This window comes from Erwinia sp. (genome assembly GCF_049696395.1).
Lineage (GTDB): Bacteria > Pseudomonadota > Gammaproteobacteria > Enterobacterales > Enterobacteriaceae > Erwinia.
The window spans coordinates 1-18,503 of sequence record NZ_JBAVTT010000080.1 but is presented as its reverse complement, the minus strand read 5'-3'; the positions used below and the strand labels follow the sequence as shown (position 1 = coordinate 18,503).

Below are 18,503 nucleotides of genomic sequence, written 5' to 3'. Positions count from 1 at the left end.
TCTTTGCTGCCGTCTGCAGGGGTGATGAAACCAAAACCTTTAGACTCGTTGAACCACTTAACCTGACCTTTAATCTTTGCCATTTTGCAAATTCCTTAGAGTGTTTATTCGCCCGTGGGCTTTACGTACAGAAAAACCAGAAAAGTTACTGCATGAGGCACGATATAAAAGCTCGGCAAGGAAGTGGTATTCAACGTCAACGTCTTTACTCAAAACTTCTTTACTGAAGATGCCATACATAAACAGAACTGTACCTCGTTTTACCCAAAAGCGTTATCACATATTCGTTTATTAATGGCAAGTCATTTTTAAACAGTGATAGAGATGTCGCACACAATTGAAACGGACCAGGCACATATTGCACATTACGTATGGAGAGCTGAAACGTTTAACGCGAAATCCGTTAACGCCGGGCCTCATTCACGCTCAAACCTTAGGAGCCATCATAGCCTGCCACTTTGCCGAAGTCTATTCCCTATCCTGAAGTCTGCGCTGAATTCGTTGCATAATTATGGCATAGCTTACGCAAAAAACTTCATTGGCCTGACCGAATCCAGGGATAAACGTTTGTGCTACAAGCGGGCATAAAAAGAAGCTGTTGGTACAATTTGATTTTTAATTGCACCAAAATCAGGAAACTGTATTCCCCCCTGCCCCATTTAAAAGCACCCACGAATATCAATTAATTACCGGTCGTACCATCTGGCTATTTGCGTTATTAGGCACTGCTCTTATTTTGGCCAATTGTTAAACTATCAGTTTTAGGATTATTCCTGGTAAATATGACTCAGTAACTTTCTCGCCCCTATTCGCCAGGCCTGGAAGCGGCTTTCATCCAATCCTGCTGTCTGCATCGCTTCTGACAGCACATTCGGCGGCTCATCCAACGATTCATCCGCCAGTTCAAAGACTCCCCAGTGAATGGGAATGCTGACTGGCGCGCCCAGCGACTGATGAAGTGAGACGGCGTGATCAGGGTCCATATGCTGTCCGCTCATGAACCATTTTGGTGCGTAAGCGCCAATCGGCAATGCGGCCAGATTGAAAGGCCCTAACCTGCGCGGAATTTCCAGTAGGTTTTCCGTATAGCCACTGTCACCGGTAAACCAGAAATTCAGTTCGCCAGCGTTAATCACCCAGCCACACCATAACGATCGATTGCGATCGAACGGTGTGCGCATACTCCAATGACGAGCAGGCACCGCATGGACGGCCATTCCGGCTACTTCTTTACTCTCCCACCAGTCGAGCTGAGTCACATTCATCGCCCCAGCTTTCTTAAACCAGGCTTCCAACCCTAGTGGCACCACAAACTCGACCTGCGGGAAGCGCCTGAGAATTTTTTTGATGGTGGGCCGATCGAGGTGATCGTAATGGCTGTGAGAGATCAGCACGCAATCCAGCGAAGGTAACTCCTCGATGTCGAGTGGTGCAGGCGTTTTGCGCTGCGGGCCAAAAAAGCTGACAGGAGACGCTCTTTTTGACAGCACCGGATCAATCAGCGTGTAGCGGTTACTGGTACGCAATAAAAGACAGGCATGACCCAGCCACCAGATGGCATCGTCTGTGCCTGTAAGGTCAGCACGTTGCCACCACTCGGCGGTAAAGTTGTCATATCCCTTTGCAGGCGGAAAAGGCAAGCCCGCCGCTTTACGCTCCTTTCGCCAACGCCTTAAATCGCCATTCTGGCGCAGCTCTGGTTCAGGGTTGCGGAATCCTTCAGGCGTATGGTGCGCCTTATCAGCATCGTACCAGGGATTTTTCCAGGCCATTGTCACGCGTCCTTGTGGGGGGGCTAGCGTTCAGGGATCAGTCGGGTGAAGTCTTTATTGTCTGGCTCAGTGACGCCTGCCGCTTTCTCTTTACCGGCTACGGAATCTGTCAGACGGCGTAATAACACATTCTGACGCTTCTGCTCTTCCAGCAGGGCCTCAAGTAACTGGACCTGCTGGCTGGCTTTCACACTGGCGCGGTTAACAAAAAACCACGCAATCAGCCCGACAATCACCAATGCCACGCTAAACCCCATCGATGCTAAGCCCATCGCGCCATTTGTCATTTCGTTCATACATGCCTCAAAAGTGCTGGTGTTACTGCAATACTGACTGATGCAGACCTGCGGAGATTCTACCCGGTCAGACGCGAATTGATAGCCAGCTCACACAAATTTAAGAACCTTCGCGCAGCCGAAGTCTCAGGCTTTATGTATCCTCACTGCTAATTGCGTACAGGCTCACACCTTACTGCTATGATAAACGCTGGCAGCGCGGGGGAAACGCCAGGATTGCTGCCTGACAAACTATAAAGGGGAACACATGAGATTTTTAGTTCGCATCGTTGCGTTGCTGGTCATTATCTGGCTTGCCTTGTTGGTCACCGGGTATGGTGTGCTGGCAGGAAGCTCTAAAAACGTGGCTGGGTTGGGTTTACAGTGTCAGTACATGACGGCCCGAGGCATGGTTACAGCACAGTATCTGCACACTGACAGCGGCGTAGTCGGCGTTACCGATTGCCCATTGCTGAAGAAAAGCACCGAAGTGGTAGATAACTAAGTTAATGAGGGCCAGAGAAATCTGGCCCTCGCGGTCAGAACGGGTAGTTGTGATAGCCCATCTGCTCGGAAAGCACTTTGGCCGAATGATGCAGCATCGCTACATAATTGCTTTTCTCTTCCTCAGAAAAACGAATAGTCGGAAATGAGATACTCAGCCCGGCAATCACCACGCCAAAACGGTCAAAGACCGGCACCGCGATACAGCGCAGCCCCTCTTCCTGCTCTTCATTATCTTCCCCGTAGCCTTGAGACCGGACTTTCTCCAGCATCGGTAACAGCTCATCCGTGCTACCCACCGTTCTGGGCGTGCTGCGGTTATAGGTCACTTCAGCCATGATATCTTTGACCTCGGCGAGATCACGCCAGGCCAGTAACACCTTACCGATAGCCGTGCTGTATAACGGATTACGTCGGCCAATACGCGAATACATACGCAGGTTATACAGTGAGTCAATTTTGTGGATATAGACGATGCTGTCTTCTTCCAGTGCACCGAGATGGATTGTCTCTTTCGTCTGGCGGGAAATATCGCGCATCTGAATGTCTGCGCTGCGGATTAAATCGACATTTTGTAGGGCTTTTGCGCCCAGTTCGAACAGTTTTAGCGTCAGCGTATACTTTTCTGACTCGCCTTCCTGATCAACATAGCCCAGCGTTTTCATTGTTTGCAGAAAACGGTAAACGGTACTTTTGGACATCATCACACGCTGTGAAAGCTCGGTGATGCCGTGCTCACGATCTTCACCTAATGCCTGCAAGATGCCGAAAACCTTCAGCACCGAAGAGACTGAATCCGGCTGTTTATCCACGTCGCCATTCGCCATGACAGGACCTTATTTTTGTTTTATAAAAAATGGAACAGTATTTCTAGTATACGTTTAGCCGTCTGACAGGCGCAATGCTCATAAAGTAAATTGCCCTGACATATCTGCTGATAGTTTTCGCTGCGTAACAACATGGAATAGTCGGTAAAAAATCATTAGCATAATGATATTCACTCTTCTGACTATTTTGGTCCATGCCGCAAACAACTCAACCCGATGGATTGCCCATCCCGCAGCGCTATGGCGCAATCATGGCTATTGCATTAGGTATCACTGTAGCTGTTCTTGATGGCGCGATTGCCAACGTGGCACTGCCGACCATCGCCAGAGAGCTGCACGCCAGCCCGGCAGAGTCGATCTGGATTGTGAACGCCTATCAGCTGGCCATTATCATTTCGCTGCTGTCACTGTCGTTTCTGGGCGATATTCTTGGCTATCGCCGCATCTATCAGGCCGGTCTGGTGGTATTTACCTGTACCTCCCTGCTCTGTGCCCTTTCCAGCTCGCTAGAAATGCTCACTTTCGCCCGCGTGTTGCAGGGGTTTGGGGGGGCCGCACTGATGAGCGTTAACACCGCGCTGATCAGGATAATCTATCCGCAACGCTTCCTCGGGCGAGGAATGGGCATCAACTCGCTGATTGTCGCGGTCTCCACGGCTGCCGGGCCAACCGTTGCGGCCGCCGTACTTTCGGTAGCCTCCTGGAAATGGCTTTTCCTGATTAATGTGCCGGTCGGCCTGGCTGCGCTTTATCTGGCCTTCCGCTTCCTGCCGGACAACACTCAGAAGTCCAAAGAGCAGCGCTTCGATATTCCCAGCGCCATCATGAATGCCCTGACATTTGGTCTGTTGATTTCAGCGTTGAGCGGCTTTGCTCAGGGGCAAAGTGGCAAGCTGGTGCTGGCTGAACTGGTGGCTTTAGTGGTGGTTGGCTTCGTCTTTATTCGCCGCCAGTTAAAAATGGCCTTCCCGCTGCTGCCTGTTGATCTGCTGCGCATCCCGATCTTTTCCTTGTCTCTTGGCACGTCTGTCTGCTCTTTCTGCGCACAGATGCTGGCGATGGTTTCACTTCCCTTCTTTATGCAAAGCGTTCTTCAGCGTGACGAAGTGGCAACCGGGCTGTTGCTGACACCCTGGCCGCTGGCAACCATGGTTATGGCACCGATTGCCGGAAGGCTGATAGAGCGCTATCACGCGGGGTTGCTGGGTGCTATTGGTCTGGCGATGTTCGCAACCGGCTTGTTTTCACTCGCCCTGCTGCCTGATTCGCCTTCAGATCTGAATATCATCTGGCGTATGGCGCTGTGTGGCGCAGGTTTTGGTCTGTTCCAGTCGCCTAACAACCACACGATCATCTCTTCTGCTCCCCGCAACCGAAGTGGCGGCGCCAGCGGAATGTTGGGCACCGCACGCTTACTGGGCCAGACCAGCGGCGCGGCACTGGTAGCACTGATGTTCAATGTGTTTGGTGCCCACGGCACGCATGCCTCTTTACTCCTGGCTGGCAGCTTCGCTACGCTTGCAACTCTGGTCAGTGCGATGCGAATGACTCAGCCAGGCACCAACAGCTGAGTGGGGTTCAGGCATAAAAAAACCGGGCATTGATTGCCCGGTTTTTTCTTTTCAGCCAACGGTTATTTCAGGTACTGACCGCTGCGCAGCGCTTCTATGCGCTTATCCAGCGGGGGATGTGACATAAACAGCTCACTCAGTGACTTCGACTTACCGTTGATGCAGAAGGCCATCATGGTGCTGGCTTCCTGTGGCTCGTAGCTGGTTTTCAGACGCTGCAAGGCAGCAATCATCTTCTCACGACCCACCAGTCGGGCAGAGCCTGCATCGGCATGGTATTCACGATGACGCGAGAACCACATAGTGATGATGCTCGCCACGATACCAAACACCAGTTCCAGCACCATCGACACGGCGAAGTACACCATCGGGTTGCCGTTGTTGCTTTCCCCTTCATCACGGTTGCCAGACAGGAAGCCTGCGGCAATCTGCGCCAGAATGCGCGAGATAAAGATGACGAAGGTGTTAACGACACCCTGAATCAAGGTCATGGTGACCATATCACCGTTGGCGATGTGGCTGATCTCATGAGCCAGCACCGCTTCAGCTTCATCACGGCTCATGTTCTGCAACAGTCCGGTAGAAACCGCCACCAGTGAAGCATCACGACGGGCGCCAGTAGCAAACGCATTGATGTCCGGAGCATGATAGACAGCCACCTGCGGCATGGCGATACCCGCCTGCTGTGCCTGCTGAGCGATAGTCTGCAACAACCAGCGCTCGGTTTCATTCCGGGGTTGCTCAATAACCTCACCGCCAACGGATCGCAACGCCATCCACTTCGACATCAGCAGTGATACAAACGCACCGCCGAAGCCAAACAGACCCGCCATAATCATCAGGCCCTGTACACTGCTTGACTGGATCCCTGTCAGGCTGAGTATCAGCCCAAAGACCAACATAACGCCCAGGTTGGTCAGCAGGAAAAGCGCAATACGCATCATAGAATTTCATCTTCCTCAGTTAACAAATTCGCTTGTAGCGGATAACTATCCTATGGGCAAAGCAAAACATTTCAAGCACCCTTAAACTTTAAGTGTCTAAAAAGACATAACTTTACACTTTGAAGCATCTTTCGCGGCAACAGAAGAGAGAGTCAGGTGAAATGGCTTTCACAGCAGGATGAAATCGGCGACAGGGACAATCTGCAGGATAAAAAAAAGGGCACAGACTTTGCTGTGCCCTTCGGGTTTATTTTGCTGCGGCTGGCGGCGTTTGCGCTTTTTCAAGCTGCGCCAGATCGTTAGCAATATTGACCGTTTCGTCGAGATAAGGATCCGGTTCTTTATAGTCTTTCGGCAGATCGTCCAGCTTGGCCAGGGGCTTTTTGCCTTCCTGCTGCAGACGAGCGTTAATCCGCTCCAGACGCAGTGCATCATCTTCGTGGTTCTCTTTCTCACGCTCGGCGAGGTTCAGAGAGATAATATTGCGCTTGTCCTTCATAGCGTTGAAGCGCGCGATATCTTTGATGATGTACTGGAACTCACGATCTTTAGCGATGCGATCCTGATGGTCCTGAATCAACTTCGGCTCAAGCGAGGTTAAATCGCCTGACTTGCTGTAGCTGGCCGCGTTGATGCTGTCCCATGGCAGAGCGTTATCTTCAAACTTCTCGCCGGTTTCCACCGCTTCCACGCCGGTTGGCATCAGCAGGTCAGGCGTTACGCCTTTACGCTGAGTACTGCCGCCGTTGATACGGTAGAACTTCTGGATAGTGTACTGGACAGAACCCAGCGCAGGCCATTCAGGACGCAGCATCTGATCGTAGATACGGTTCAGTGAACGGTACTGCTGAACGGTGCCTTTACCGAAAGTAGGCTCACCGACAATCAGCGCACGTCCGTAGTCCTGCATTGCAGCGGCAAAGATTTCTGAAGCCGAGGCGCTGAAGCGGTCAACCAACACCACCAGCGGGCCTTTGTAATACACGATGCCATCGTTATCACTGTCTTCGCGAACTTTGCCGTTGTTATCACGAACCTGAACCACCGGGCCACTTGGAATAAACAGGCCAGACAGGGAAACGGCTTCCGTCAGAGCGCCGCCGCCGTTGGTGCGCAGGTCAATGACCACGCTATCCACGTTCAGCTTCTGCAATTTCTGCAGCTGCACCTTCACATCATCAGTCAGACCAACATAGAAGCCCGGAATATCCAGTACGCCAACCTTCTTGCTGCCAACATTTTGCACGGTCATTTTAACCGCGCGGTCTTCAAGACGGATTTTCTCACGCGTCAGGGAGACGATGCGGGTTTTGGTGCCCTTCCCGGCTGGTAACACTTCCAGGCGCACTTTGCTGCCCTTCGGTCCTTTGATCTGCGCGACAACGTCATCAAGACGCCAGCCGATCACATCAACCATCGGTTTACCAGGCTGAGCCACACCAACAATACGATCGCCAACGGTAATCGATTTACTCTTCGCTGCCGGACCACCAACAACCATCGAGTTAATCACCGTGTAATCATCATCCATCTGCAGCACGGCACCAATACCTTCCAGAGACAGGCTCATTTCAGTATTAAACTGCTCGGTGTTGCGCGGGGAGAGATAGTTGGTGTGCGGATCGATTTCATGCGCGAACGCGGTCATCGCCAGCTGGAAGACGTCTTCGCTGTTGCTCTGCGCCAGACGGCGGATAGCAAACTGATAGCGTTTGGTCAGAACCTCACGGATCTCTTTTTCATCTTTGCCGGTCAGCTTCAGGCTCAGCTCGTCATATTTGACTTTCGCGTCCCACAGCTGATTCAGCTCCGCCGTGGTTTTTGGCCATGGCGACTTGCTCCGGTCGATATCAATCGTATCGGTACCGGTGAAATTCATAGGCTTATTCAGCACCGACAAGGCGTACTGATAGCGCTCAAAGCGGCGTTTTTGCGCCAGGTTATACAGGTCGTAAAATACATCCAGCTTTCCGGACTTTAATTCGTCGCTTAAGGTCGTTTTTTTGCTGGCGTATTGTTCGATATCTGAGGTCAGCAGCAGGTTATGGCTGTAATCCAGCAGATTCAAATAGCGTTCGAATATCTTGACGGAAAAATCCTTATCAAGATCGAACTGGCGATAATGCGAGCGAGTAAAACGTGAGGTGACACGTTCACTGACTGTCGCATGCTGAGGTTCCTGGTGCAGCTGAGGAATTTGATCGGCACGCGTAATATTCTCGGCGGCGAAAACGTTCCCTGCCAGCAGCAGTCCTGCGATTACGGTGGTTCTGAAAAAATTGTTCATGCCCTGATTGGCCTCCGTATCAGAACTGCAAGTGTTCTGCGCGTACTATCATTGCCAGGCCGGATGCCAACTGTACCCGGACGCCATCTTTGGTAATTTCAAGAATGGTTGCGTCCATCGCACTTTTGCCCGCGGTGACTTTGATATTCTGGCCGACTTGCAGTGCTGCGGTATCGGTAACGGGTTTAGTGGGAGCTGGAGCTGGAACGGCTGCTGGTTGACGCTCTGCGGAAGGTGCGCGCTCGGCACTACGCTGAGGTTTGCTGCGAACCTGGCGTGGCTGCTCACCTTCGGCAGAAGGTTTACGGGCTGGTTTACGAGGACGACGTGGTGCGCCTTCTTCTCCGGCTTCGCGTTTCTTCGCCTGCTGCTGCTCACGCTGTGCCTGAACACGCGCTTTTGCTTCTTCGAGTTGCTTACGCGCATGTTCAACATGCTGCTCGTCGAGAACGCCACAAGCGTTACCGTCCAGATCAACGCGGACTGCACCGGCTTTGATGCCGTACAGGTAGCGCCAGCTGGAGGTATAAAGACGGAGTGCGGAGCGGAGCTGAGTTTTACTCAAACTCATTTCGCCCTGAACACGGTCGACTAAATCCTGAAAGATGCCGACCTTGAGCGGTCGTGCTTCGCCTTCAGCGCTAAAGCATTGTGGGAAACGCTCGGCCAAAAAGGCGATGACTTCTTTACTACTATTCAACTTAGGTTGATTTTCCATGAAATTTCCTGATTACAACGGGTTTGCCAATCAGCGCAGGCATGAACAGGCGTCATTATAATGACCCCATCGGCAATTGCTACGTGATCCAGCGCTTTAGCTACGTTTCATGTGAATAAATTTTTCCACATCAGACCCGGCAAGCACCTCACACAGCCCGTCAGTAAGGGTTTTAAGCCCCGCTTCGTCTTCACTGTCGAAACGGTTATATTCGATGCTATCGATGTCCAGCACGCCAATTGTCTGTCCGTTCACTACCAATGGCAGCACGATCTCAGCATTACTGGCAGCGTCACAAGCGATGTGGCCAGGGAAAGCATGGACGTCATCCACACGCTGAACCTGACTTTCGGCAACGGCCGTGCCACACACTCCGCGACCGACGGGAATACGTACGCAGGCAATTTTGCCCTGGAAAGGTCCCAGAACCAGCGTATCGGCTTCGGTCAGTAAATAGAAACCTGCCCAGTTAACTCCGTCAAGGCGCTCATATAACAGCGCACTGCAGTTGCCCATCGCCGCCAGGAAACTTGTTTCTCCAGCGATAAGCGCACGCAAATCACGGTTCAGGTCCGAATAAAACTCAGCTTTTGTCATTTTTTAACCATTGTGAAAACGTGTCATGAGGCCCATGATGGCCCCTTGCTAAAATAAGCATTAATTGCCCAGACGGACAAGGTGAATCATTGCGTTAGTTAATATACCCTTAGTCAGTCTGAAGCCTTAAGCATGACCAGCACCAGTCATCATCCTTTTATGGCGAAAAAACTTAACCCTGCCCAGCACCTGCGCTGCCTGGGCCTGAGACAATCAGGATTATGAAAATACACGCCATTAGCCATGCTCTGCCTCAGGCACGTTATCAGCGTTGCCCACAATGCGATACCCTTTTTTCCTTACCAGATGTTAAATCGAATCAGTCTGCGCACTGCCCACGTTGTAATGCTCGCATTATGAATGGCCGTGACTGGTCGATGACCCGGCTGTGCGCCATGGCCGTGACCATGCTGCTGTTAATGCCTTTTGCCTTTAGTGAACCGTTAATGAGCATTCGTCTGCTTGGCACCAATATTTACGCCAGTTTGCTGGCGGGTATTATGCAGATGGCACAGCAAGGCAACGTTATTACTGCCTCGATGGTGGCTTTTTGTACTATTGGTGCGCCAGCCACATTGGTAGGATCTATTGCCTATCTCTATTTTGGCGACAAATTAGGCATGAACCTGCGCCCGGTATTGTTGATGCTGGATCGTCTTAAAGAATGGGTCATGCTCGATATTTATCTGGTGGGGATCGCCGTTGCCTCTATTAAAGTGCAGGACTACGCGGCTATTACTCCCGGCCTTGGACTGGTGGCTTTCATTTCACTGACGTTGCTCAGTCTGGTGACCTTGATTCATTTGAATGTGGAGCAGCTGTGGCACCGTTTTTATCCGCAGCCTCACCCGAATGTTCCCAGGGAGCAACTGCAGGTTTGCCTGAGCTGCCACCACACAGGTGTTGCCGATGAACGGGGCCGTTGCCCACGCTGTCACACGCCTCTTTATTATCGTCGCCATTTCAGCCTGCAGAAATCATGGGCGGCGTTGATTGCTTCTATTGTGCTGCTGATCCCCGCTAACCTGCTGCCAATTTCCATTATTTATGTCACCGGATCCCGGCAGCAAGACACCATCCTTTCAGGGATTATGTCGTTGGGTGCAGGGAATATTCCGGTGGCGATTGTGGTCTTTGTTGCCAGTATCCTGGTGCCCTTTACCAAAATTATCGTGTTGCTGACGCTGTTGCTCAGCATTCACTTTAAGTGTGAACAGGGCCTGAAGACCCGCGTCCGCTTGCTGCGGGCCGTTACCTGGGTTGGACGCTGGTCTATGCTGGATCTGTTTGTTATTTCTTTAACTATGTCGCTGGTCAATCGCGATCAGCTTCTGTCTTTTACCATGGGACCGGCAGCTTTCTATTTCGGCTCGTCAGTCATACTCACTATCCTTGCCGTTGAGTGGCTGGATAGCCGTTTACTTTGGGATGCACATGCAACAGGAAACGCCGACTACATCGACTAACGCGCGCCTCACCACCCGGCGGAAAATTTCGCCGTTCTGGCTGTTGCCGTTTATTGCGCTGCTGATCGCTGGCTGGCTCATCTGGACCAATTACCAGGAGCGCGGCACCACCATCATTATTGATTTCGCCACGGCGGACGGCATTGTGCCGGGCAGAACGCCTGTTCGTTATCAGGGGGTGGAAGTCGGTCTGGTGCAGGGCATCAGCATGACAGATGATTTGCGCACCATCAAAATCAAAGCCAGCATCAAAAGCGACATGAAAGATGCGCTGCGTGATGACACACAGTTCTGGCTGGTGACGCCTAAAGCCTCACTGGCCGGGGTTTCTGGCCTTGATGCGCTGGTTGGCGGAAACTACATCGGCATGATGCCGGGTAAAGGCCAGCCAAAAGAGAACTTTGTGGCGCTGGATACTCAGCCAAAATATCGCGTGAATACCGGCGAGATGCTGATCCACATGCAAACACCCGATCTGGGTTCACTGAATACCGGCTCGCTGGTTTATTACCGTAAAATTCCTGTAGGCCGCGTTTATGACTACAGCATTAACCCGGGGAATAAAGGCGTAACGGTGGATGTCCTTATCGAGCGCCGTTTCACTAATTTGGTGAAAAAAGACAGCCGCTTCTGGAACGTGTCTGGTGTAAAAGCCGACGTTGGACTGAGTGGCGTGAAAGTCCAGCTTGAAAGCGTGGCGGCGCTGGTCAACGGGGCAATTGCCTTCGATTCTCCAGAGCACTCTGGGCAGGCCAAATCCGAAGATAATTACACTCTTTATCCAGATTTAGCGCACAGCCATCGCGGCGTTATCATCAGTCTGGATCTGCCAAGCGGCAAAAATCTCAAAGCCAACAGCACTCCACTGATGTATCAGGGACTTGAAGTCGGGACGCTAACCGGTCTGACGTTACAGCCAGGCGGCAAAGTGACCGGCGAGTTAACTATCGATCCTTCGGTCACCGGTCTGATGCGCTCTGGCACACGCATTGAAATGCGCAGCCCGAAAATCAGCCTGAACGACACCAGTTTAAGCAGCCTGCTGACTGGCAACACGCTGGAGCTGATCCCCGGAGAAGGTAGCCCGCAGGATCATTATCAGGTGCTGGAAAGCAATGAATCACTGCTGCAACAACCCAACTCGATTGAGCTAAAGCTAACGGCTCCTGAGAGCTATGGCATTGATGCAGGCCAGCCAATTATGCTGCATGGCATGCAGATTGGTCAGGTCGTTAGCCGCACCCTGAACGAGCAAGGCGTGAACTTTGTTGTCGCCATTGCTGCGGACTATCGCAAGCTGGTGCATGGTGACAGTAAATTCATCATCAACAGCCGTCTTGACGTGAAGTTAGGCATTGATGGCATGGAAGTGCTTGGTGCCAGCGCAAGAGAATGGGTGGATGGCGGCATCCGTCTGGATCCTGGAAATAAAGGAGAGGTGAAAGAAAGCTATCCGCTTTACGCCAATGCTGAGAAAGCGGCAGAAGGCATTACCTCCAGTCAGCTGCCCACTACTCTGACGCTTACTGCGAAGAGCCTGCCTGATGTTCAGGCCGGATCTATCGTGCTGTACCGCAAGTTCCAGGTGGGTGAAATTGTTGATGTGATCCCGAAAGCCAATGAGTTCGATGTTCGGGTGCATATCAAACAGGAATACCGCAAGCTGTTGACAGCCAACAGCGTGTTCTGGTCTGAAGGCGGTGCGCGCGTCCAACTGAACGGCAGCGGCTTAACCGTTGAGGCTTCACCGCTTAACCGCGTACTGAAAGGTGCGATCAGCTTTGATAACCTGACCGGTGCAGGCGCAGGGCTGACCAGCAAAGATAAGCGCGTGTTGTATAACTCAGAAACCGCCGCACGCGCGGTAGGCAGCCAGATTATTCTGCACACTTATGATGCCACCAAACTTGCTGCAGGGATGCCAATCCGTTATCTGGGCATTACCATCGGTCAGATTGAAGGCCTGGCGTTTAACCAGCAGAAAAATGAGGTTGTCGCTAAAGGCGTCCTTTATCCGGAATACGTGCAGGACTTCGCTCGTATTGGCAGCCGCTTCTCGGTGGTTTCGCCGGAAATATCGGCAGCCGGTGTTAACCATCTGGAAACCTTGCTGCAGCCCTATATCAACGTGGATCCGGGCAAAGGTCGTGCTCAACGGAGTTTCGATCTGCAAGAGTCGACGATTACCGACGCCCGTTATCTGGATGGCCTGAATGTGGTGATGGATGCGCCGGAAGGCGGCTCTGTCTCTGTAGGAACGCCGGTGCAGTTCCGTGGCATTGAAGTGGGGACGGTGACGGGGACTTCATTAGGCACCATGGCAGACCGTGTACAGATCACCCTGCGCATCAGTAAGAAGTACCAGCATCTGGTGCGTAACAACTCGGTGTTCTGGCTGGCTTCCGGTTATAACCTGAAATTTGGCCTGATCGGGGGCGTGGTGAAAACCGGCACCTTCCAGCAGTTTATTCAGGGTGGCATTTCCTTTGCCACACCGCCGACCATACCGCTGGCTCCGCAGGCAACGTCTGGCAAGCATTACCTGCTGGAAGATGAAGAGCCAAAAGACTGGCGTAAATGGGGAACCGCACTCCCCGCTAATTAACCTGAACGGGCAGCCTAGAGCTGCCCGTTTTTTTTCAGCTGGCAGGATGTGATAAACTCGCCCTACTTATTTCCAGCGGAATTTTTCAGTGTCCTCTTCCTCACGCGTGTACTTCCCCGACTCTTTCTTAAACCAGATGCGAGAACTGCTGCCAGACGTTGCAGAGTTCGATCGTTTCATCGCCATTAGCCAGCAACCGTTACGCCGCAGTCTGCGAGTCAACACCCTCAAAATAAGCGTGGTCGATTTTCTGGCACTGGTTGCACCTTATCACTGGCAGCTGACGCCGATCCCATGGTGTGAAGAAGGTTTCTGGATCTCCCGTGATGATGCCGACACGCTGCCGCTGGGCAGCACCGCTGAACATCTCGCCGGGCTGTTTTATATTCAGGAAGCCAGCTCAATGTTGCCGGTAAGCGCCCTGTTTGCAGGCTGCCCGGAGCCGGAAAGGGTGATGGATGTGGCTGCCGCGCCAGGGTCTAAAACCACGCAGATAGCCGCGAGAATGGGTAACCACGGCGCGATCCTGGCCAACGAATACTCGGCCAGCAGGGTTAAAGTGCTGCATGCCAACCTGAGCCGCTGCGGAGTAAGCAACACCGCAATGACCCATTTTGATGGCCGGGTGTTTGGCGCAGCGCTCCCAGAAATATTTGATGCCATTTTGTTAGATGCACCTTGCTCAGGTGAAGGCGTAATCCGTAAAGATGCTGATGCGCTGCGTAACTGGTCTACGGAAAGCACCGAAGAGATTGCGGCCACACAGCATGATCTTATCGACAGTGCGTTTCATGCCCTGAAGCCAGGCGGCACGCTGATTTATTCCACCTGCACGCTTAATCGCAGTGAGAATCAGCAGGTAATTGCCTGGCTACAACAGAAATACCCTGAAGCTGTAGAGATTGAACCGCTGAACGACCTCTTCCCAGGCGCAGAACAGGCCGCTACGCCAGAAGGTTTCCTGCACGTTTTCCCCCAAATTTTTGACAGTGAAGGCTTCTTCGTTGCCCGTCTGCGTAAACTGGAAAGCCTACCTGCATTGCCGGTTCCCCATTATAAGCTTGGGAAATTCCCGTTCTTCCCGGTAAAACGCAAAGAGCAGCAGGAAATTATCGAAGCCGCAGCGAAGTCCGGGCTCAGCTGGAACAGCAAAACACACACTTTATGGGAGCGCGATAAAGAGATTTGGTTGTTCCCGTTAGCCATTGAGCCGCTGTTGGTCAGAGTGCGATTCTCACGCATTGGCCTGAAACTGGCAGAGACGTTCACCAAAGGCTATCGCTGGCAGCATGAAGCGGTGATTGCTCTGGCCAATCCCGAAGCAAAAAATCGTTTTGAGCTGACATTAGCTGAAGCAGAAGAGTGGTATCGCGGACGGGACATTTATCCGGAAAGGGAATTACCGGCAGATGAGTTGATCCTGACCTGCCAGCAGCAGCAGATTGGCCTGGCGAAGAAAGTCGGGAGCAGAATAAAAAACAACTACCCTCGCGAACTGGTGCGTGACGGAAAATTGTTTTCGTAAGACTGGAAGTTACTGGATCTGCACTACTGTTAACCGGTTGCCATAAACGGCACCGGTATCGATATAGTGCTGATTGTACGCTTCCAGCGGAGCCGATAGCGGCGTGTGGCCAAAATAGAATGCATCGGCTCCGGTTATGGTCTGCCCTTTTCCCTTCTGTAACTGCTCAATACGGTGGCGGCTCCAGACAACCTCGTTGCTGTTGACCTCTGCCTCCCACGCGTAATGCTCTGCTGGGTAATCAGCGTGGGCAACCACCACAACACGTTGTTCAAGTTGGATGTGCAGAATGAGCGGGAGTGAACGGCAGCGGTTGATGGCATGCTTTGCCTCCATCATTGCTACGCCTTTCAGTTGATAAAACCAGTCACCGCCATTAAACATCCACTGCTTATGCAAGCCACACTTCAGCGCACTGATTGCCATCTCTTCATGATTGCCGCGAACGCTCCGAAACCAGGGTTCCTGCAACAACGCCAGACATGCCGGACTGTCCGGCCCACGGTCTATTAAGTCGCCCACTGAGATCAACAGATCTTTTTCCGTGTCGAATTGACGGGTTTTCAGTTGTTCATCCAGCAAGGTTCTACAGCCATGCAGATCGCCCACCAGATAAATATGACGCCAGCTCTCGCCGTTAAGATATTGGTACAGCATGATCCACCCTGAGCTTTTTACCGACAATATTGACAGTCCGTTTAGGAAATACCGTCTACAGTATAGGCTATTCAGGGATTGGGACTTCGCACGCTCATGAGCAACCGCAAACAGTTTTACATCACGCTGTCGTTAATAACGGCAGGAAGCCTGTTAATAATTGAGGTTTTAGCGCGGCTGGTGCATCTGATTATTGTGGGGTGAAGCTGACAGCGCCGGTTGCGGGGTCTGGCACCCTGCTGACGCTGTAGCTGGCGGCACTATTTGGCTTTTAATGCGCGCGGGTTTTTGCTCAGTGAAGCTGACCAGTTGAACTCTTTTACTTCACTTTCTTTAGCAGAAGACGCCTTACGAGGCTTCCTGGCTATCACGGCTTTGGTCGTTTCCTTTACCACACGGTCTTTCATTATCAGGCGCTTGGCCTCTTTCAGAATATCCTTTTCTTCTTTCTTACTAGGCACATGACTCATCTTCAACGTCAGGACTTGTACCTTTGCCGCCACCAGCTCTTTCTCAGCTTCGGTAAACTGATCGATCGAAATCTCTTTGTCGTTTTTCATCAAGTGGGCTCCAGGCCAGAACGGTGGACGCGGAACTCGCGTATCGTTTGCCCACTGAGGGTAGAGTGTTGGCGCTGGATAAACAAGATAAAGGGTAAAAACCTGTGGGTTTAGCAGGATTATGAGCTCAACAAGGCGTTTCGCACAGCTGATGGAAGCGTTTGAACCGAATGTACCGTCATCAGAGTATAAAAATCATTCTCTACTCTGAAGGGGAATCAAGGCGCGTTTGCGCTGTCAGACCCTGAAGGATAATTCAGCGTCAGAACCCGGCACGTCCGGGCGGCTTTACCACAACGGAGTACAACTATGACTGAGCAGGCGTCTTACACTATTGGCAAACTGAAAATCACCCGTCTGACTGAACAAATGTTCAGCGTGCCGCAGGGGAAACTGTTCCCCCTCTCGAGTGAGGATTCGAATGCAGATGTGCCAATAAAGATGAGTGTTCACAGCTGGCTGGTAGAAACACCTAACCGCATTATGCTGATTGATACCGCGACCGGTAATGGTAAAGACCGACCGTTCAGCCCCCTTTTCCACCGGTTAACTTCTCCGTGGATGGAGAACCTTACGGCGGCAGGCATCGATCCGGCCGATGTGGATTATGTGCTGCATACCCATTTGCATACCGATCATGTTGGCTGGAATACCGTCCCCAACGGCGATGAGTGGATACCCACTTTCCCTAACGCTGTCTGGGTTTGCCCCCAGGCAGAAGTCACCTATATGACCTCTCCGGCCGCTGCGGCACGCAGAGCGGTATTTGATGACAGTGTTCAACCCATCATTGACGCACGCCGACTGGTCACCCTACCCGATGAAATTACAGAATATCTGCCCGGCATCTTCTTCTATCCAACGCCTGGTCACAGCCCCGGACATATGAGCATTGTCTTTGTCACGGAGGGTGAAACGGTGGTGTTCTGTGGCGATGTCATGCATTCTGCCATTCAGGTTGCTCATCCGCAGTGGAGTTCCATGTTCTGCGGCAATGGCCCGCTCGCTGCGGAGTCTCGCCAGTGGTTACTGGATTTTGCCGTTGCTGAAAATGCTACCCTCTTTCCCTGCCACTTCGATCACTCTTCTGCCGGACGCGTTTCTAAAGAAAACGACAAATTTGTCTGGCAATTTGTTTAGGAAAAACACCCAGCATGACTATCGCCCTGCAAACGCCGTTGATTCCTTCATTCGCCCTGAGCCAGTTAAACCAGTGTAACGTCTGGCTGAAAATGGAGTCTGCCCAACCAAGTGGTTCATTTAAGCTGCGCAGCGCCAGCCATGCCTGCCAGTATTATGCTGACCAGGGTGCAAAAGCGTTTATCAGTTCTTCCGGGGGGAATGCCGGCATTGCCGTTGCGCACAGTGGCCGTAAGCTAAATATGCCCGTTACGGTAGTCGTCCCTGAAACAACGTCATCACGGGCAAGACAGCTTATTTTGCAGGAAGGCGCGCAACTTATAGTCCATGGCAGCAACTGGAGTGAGGCGAACGATCACGCCTTATCACTGACTTCCGCGACCACCGTCTATGTGCACCCTTTTGACAATCCGCTGCTCTGGCAAGGCATCAGCACCCTTGTTGATGAAGTGGTTGAAGCGGGTGTTATGCCAGATGCTGTAGTGCTTTCCGTAGGCGGAGGAAGTTTGCTGTCTGGCATTGCGCTGGGTCTGGAAAAGCATCAGCTGAAAAACATTCCTGTTTATGCGGCGGAAACTTTCGGCACGGCTTCGCTTAATGCCTCCATGCAGGCGAAAAAATTGGTCCGCCTGGAGAAAGTCAGCGGCATTGCCACCACACTGGCAGCCAGCCAGGTTTGTGATAATGCCTTTCACGTCAGCCAACAGTTTGATGTGAAGAGTTTGCTGGTATCAGATGATGAAACGGTCGAGGCCTGTAAACAGTTTCTGGACGATCATCGGGTATTAGTTGAACCAGCCTGTGGGGCAGCCTTGTCATTGCTGTATAAAAGCAGGATCACCTTTAAACCTACGGATAATGTATTGGTGATTGTTTGCGGCGGGGCTTCGGTTACCTGTGAAATGCTGATGGACTATAAGTTAACTCACTAAGTGGCTTTGATATTCATGTTTATTGGCTGAGTCACGGTGGATTTCATCGTGGCTTGGCTTTTCAGCTCGTCTGAAAAGTCATTCTTCTGGCTCTTTATATCGGCGATTTGAATACCATTGCAC

Annotated in this window: 18 protein-coding genes; 7 read left to right on the top strand and 11 right to left on the bottom strand. The window is 51.9% G+C overall.

What is annotated here, in order from left to right:
• From WCC56_RS10630 to WCC56_RS10615, 4 genes are all read right to left on the bottom strand, one after another.
• Positions 1-83 (bottom strand): cold shock domain-containing protein (locus WCC56_RS10630; RefSeq protein ID WP_424692343.1); only part of this gene is annotated, 83 nt, incomplete at its 3' end.
• Entirely contained in the window at positions 70-240 is a 171-nt protein-coding gene (locus WCC56_RS10625) for a DUF2627 domain-containing protein (RefSeq protein WP_424692342.1), read from the bottom strand. The genes WCC56_RS10625 and WCC56_RS10630, both read right to left, overlap by 14 nt.
• A 527-nt stretch (positions 241-767) precedes the next feature.
• Positions 768-1,772 (bottom strand): MBL fold metallo-hydrolase, encoded by a 1,005-nt coding sequence (locus WCC56_RS10620; RefSeq protein WP_424692341.1) that lies wholly within the window; start codon positions 1,770-1,772, stop codon positions 768-770.
• A 23-nt stretch (positions 1,773-1,795) separates the two neighbouring features.
• Positions 1,796-2,068, bottom strand: coding sequence for a YebO family protein (locus tag WCC56_RS10615; RefSeq protein ID WP_424692340.1), 273 nt, complete (start codon positions 2,066-2,068; stop codon positions 1,796-1,798).
• Between the two features lie 247 nt (positions 2,069-2,315).
• Between WCC56_RS10615 and WCC56_RS10610 the strand changes: the two genes are divergently transcribed.
• Positions 2,316-2,552, top strand: coding sequence for a YobH family protein (locus tag WCC56_RS10610; protein ID WP_424692339.1), 237 nt, complete (start codon positions 2,316-2,318; stop codon positions 2,550-2,552).
• Between the two features lie 34 nt (positions 2,553-2,586).
• Here WCC56_RS10610 and kdgR read toward each other — a convergent pair whose 3' ends face one another.
• Positions 2,587-3,378 carry a DNA-binding transcriptional regulator KdgR gene (gene kdgR, locus WCC56_RS10605; RefSeq protein WP_424692338.1) on the bottom strand — a complete coding sequence of 264 codons (792 nt, stop codon included), beginning with the start codon at positions 3,376-3,378 and terminating at the stop codon, positions 2,587-2,589.
• A 194-nt stretch (positions 3,379-3,572) separates the two neighbouring features.
• Between kdgR and WCC56_RS10600 the strand changes: the two genes are divergently transcribed.
• Positions 3,573-4,949 (top strand): MFS transporter, encoded by a 1,377-nt coding sequence (locus WCC56_RS10600; RefSeq protein ID WP_424692337.1) that lies wholly within the window; start codon positions 3,573-3,575, stop codon positions 4,947-4,949.
• A gap of 62 nt (positions 4,950-5,011) precedes the next feature.
• Here WCC56_RS10600 and htpX read toward each other — a convergent pair whose 3' ends face one another.
• From htpX to WCC56_RS10580, 4 genes are all read right to left on the bottom strand, one after another.
• Positions 5,012-5,893 (bottom strand): protease HtpX, encoded by an 882-nt coding sequence (gene htpX, locus WCC56_RS10595; protein ID WP_424692336.1) that lies wholly within the window; start codon positions 5,891-5,893, stop codon positions 5,012-5,014.
• Between the two features lie 247 nt (positions 5,894-6,140).
• Positions 6,141-8,180, bottom strand: coding sequence for a carboxy terminal-processing peptidase (gene prc, locus WCC56_RS10590; RefSeq protein WP_424692335.1), 2,040 nt, complete (start codon positions 8,178-8,180; stop codon positions 6,141-6,143).
• A 19-nt stretch (positions 8,181-8,199) separates the two neighbouring features.
• Positions 8,200-8,898 (bottom strand): RNA chaperone ProQ, encoded by a 699-nt coding sequence (gene proQ / locus WCC56_RS10585; protein WP_424692334.1) that lies wholly within the window; start codon positions 8,896-8,898, stop codon positions 8,200-8,202.
• Between the two features lie 96 nt (positions 8,899-8,994).
• Positions 8,995-9,495: a GAF domain-containing protein gene (locus WCC56_RS10580; RefSeq protein ID WP_424692333.1), complete on the bottom strand. Its 501-nt coding sequence runs from the start codon at positions 9,493-9,495 to the stop codon at positions 8,995-8,997.
• 221 nt (positions 9,496-9,716) lie between these two features.
• Here WCC56_RS10580 and yebS point away from each other — a divergent pair, with 221 nt between their 5' ends.
• The 3 genes from yebS to rsmF all read left to right on the top strand — a co-directional run bounded on the left by yebS (position 9,717) and on the right by rsmF (position 15,091).
• On the top strand, positions 9,717-10,961 hold the full coding sequence (gene yebS / locus WCC56_RS10575) for a membrane integrity lipid transport subunit YebS (RefSeq protein ID WP_424692332.1): 1,245 nt from the start codon (positions 9,717-9,719) through the stop codon (positions 10,959-10,961).
• Complete coding sequence (locus tag WCC56_RS10570; protein ID WP_424692331.1) at positions 10,930-13,566, top strand: MlaD family protein; 2,637 nt, start codon at positions 10,930-10,932, stop codon at positions 13,564-13,566. The genes yebS and WCC56_RS10570 overlap by 32 nt, the downstream gene beginning before the upstream one ends.
• Positions 13,567-13,654: 88 nt before the next feature.
• On the top strand, positions 13,655-15,091 hold the full coding sequence (gene rsmF, locus WCC56_RS10565; protein WP_424692330.1) for a 16S rRNA (cytosine(1407)-C(5))-methyltransferase RsmF: 1,437 nt from the start codon (positions 13,655-13,657) through the stop codon (positions 15,089-15,091).
• A 9-nt stretch (positions 15,092-15,100) separates the two neighbouring features.
• Here the strand turns inward: rsmF and WCC56_RS10560 are convergent, their stop codons facing one another.
• Both WCC56_RS10560 and yjbD read right to left on the bottom strand, forming a co-directional pair.
• The gene (locus tag WCC56_RS10560; protein WP_424692329.1) at positions 15,101-15,748 is read right to left on the bottom strand and encodes a metallophosphoesterase; all 648 of its coding nucleotides are present in this window, start codon (positions 15,746-15,748) and stop codon (positions 15,101-15,103) included.
• A 260-nt stretch (positions 15,749-16,008) separates the two neighbouring features.
• Positions 16,009-16,308, bottom strand: coding sequence for a DUF3811 domain-containing protein (gene yjbD, locus WCC56_RS10555; RefSeq protein ID WP_424692328.1), 300 nt, complete (start codon positions 16,306-16,308; stop codon positions 16,009-16,011).
• A 309-nt stretch (positions 16,309-16,617) separates the two neighbouring features.
• On the opposite strand from yjbD, the gene WCC56_RS10550 reads away from it, so the two are divergent.
• Both WCC56_RS10550 and WCC56_RS10545 read left to right on the top strand, forming a co-directional pair.
• Complete coding sequence (locus WCC56_RS10550; protein ID WP_424692327.1) at positions 16,618-17,448, top strand: MBL fold metallo-hydrolase; 831 nt, start codon at positions 16,618-16,620, stop codon at positions 17,446-17,448.
• Between the two features lie 14 nt (positions 17,449-17,462).
• A complete protein-coding gene (locus WCC56_RS10545) occupies positions 17,463-18,380 on the top strand; it encodes a pyridoxal-phosphate dependent enzyme (protein WP_424692326.1) in 918 nt (305 codons plus the stop codon).
• Positions 18,381-18,503 lie beyond the last annotated feature (123 nt).

Excerpts from the sequence above, each read along its gene's own strand:
- WCC56_RS10625 (WP_424692342.1), bottom strand. The coding sequence starts at position 240 with ATGTATGGCATCTTCAGTAAAGAAGTTTTGAGTAAAGACGTTGACGTT.
- WCC56_RS10620 (WP_424692341.1), bottom strand. The coding sequence starts at position 1,772 with ATGGCCTGGAAAAATCCCTGGTACGATGCTGATAAGGCGCACCATACG.
- WCC56_RS10615 (WP_424692340.1), bottom strand. The coding sequence starts at position 2,068 with ATGAACGAAATGACAAATGGCGCGATGGGCTTAGCATCGATGGGGTTT.
- WCC56_RS10610 (WP_424692339.1), top strand. The coding sequence starts at position 2,316 with ATGAGATTTTTAGTTCGCATCGTTGCGTTGCTGGTCATTATCTGGCTT.
- kdgR (WP_424692338.1), bottom strand. The coding sequence starts at position 3,378 with ATGGCGAATGGCGACGTGGATAAACAGCCGGATTCAGTCTCTTCGGTG.
- WCC56_RS10600 (WP_424692337.1), top strand. The coding sequence starts at position 3,573 with ATGCCGCAAACAACTCAACCCGATGGATTGCCCATCCCGCAGCGCTAT.
- htpX (WP_424692336.1), bottom strand. The coding sequence starts at position 5,893 with ATGATGCGTATTGCGCTTTTCCTGCTGACCAACCTGGGCGTTATGTTG.
- prc (WP_424692335.1), bottom strand. The coding sequence starts at position 8,180 with ATGAACAATTTTTTCAGAACCACCGTAATCGCAGGACTGCTGCTGGCA.
- proQ (WP_424692334.1), bottom strand. The coding sequence starts at position 8,898 with ATGGAAAATCAACCTAAGTTGAATAGTAGTAAAGAAGTCATCGCCTTT.
- WCC56_RS10580 (WP_424692333.1), bottom strand. The coding sequence starts at position 9,495 with ATGACAAAAGCTGAGTTTTATTCGGACCTGAACCGTGATTTGCGTGCG.
- yebS (WP_424692332.1), top strand. The coding sequence starts at position 9,717 with ATGAAAATACACGCCATTAGCCATGCTCTGCCTCAGGCACGTTATCAG.
- WCC56_RS10570 (WP_424692331.1), top strand. The coding sequence starts at position 10,930 with ATGCAACAGGAAACGCCGACTACATCGACTAACGCGCGCCTCACCACC.
- WCC56_RS10560 (WP_424692329.1), bottom strand. The coding sequence starts at position 15,748 with ATGCTGTACCAATATCTTAACGGCGAGAGCTGGCGTCATATTTATCTG.
- yjbD (WP_424692328.1), bottom strand. The coding sequence starts at position 16,308 with ATGAAAAACGACAAAGAGATTTCGATCGATCAGTTTACCGAAGCTGAG.
- WCC56_RS10550 (WP_424692327.1), top strand. The coding sequence starts at position 16,618 with ATGACTGAGCAGGCGTCTTACACTATTGGCAAACTGAAAATCACCCGT.
- WCC56_RS10545 (WP_424692326.1), top strand. The coding sequence starts at position 17,463 with ATGACTATCGCCCTGCAAACGCCGTTGATTCCTTCATTCGCCCTGAGC.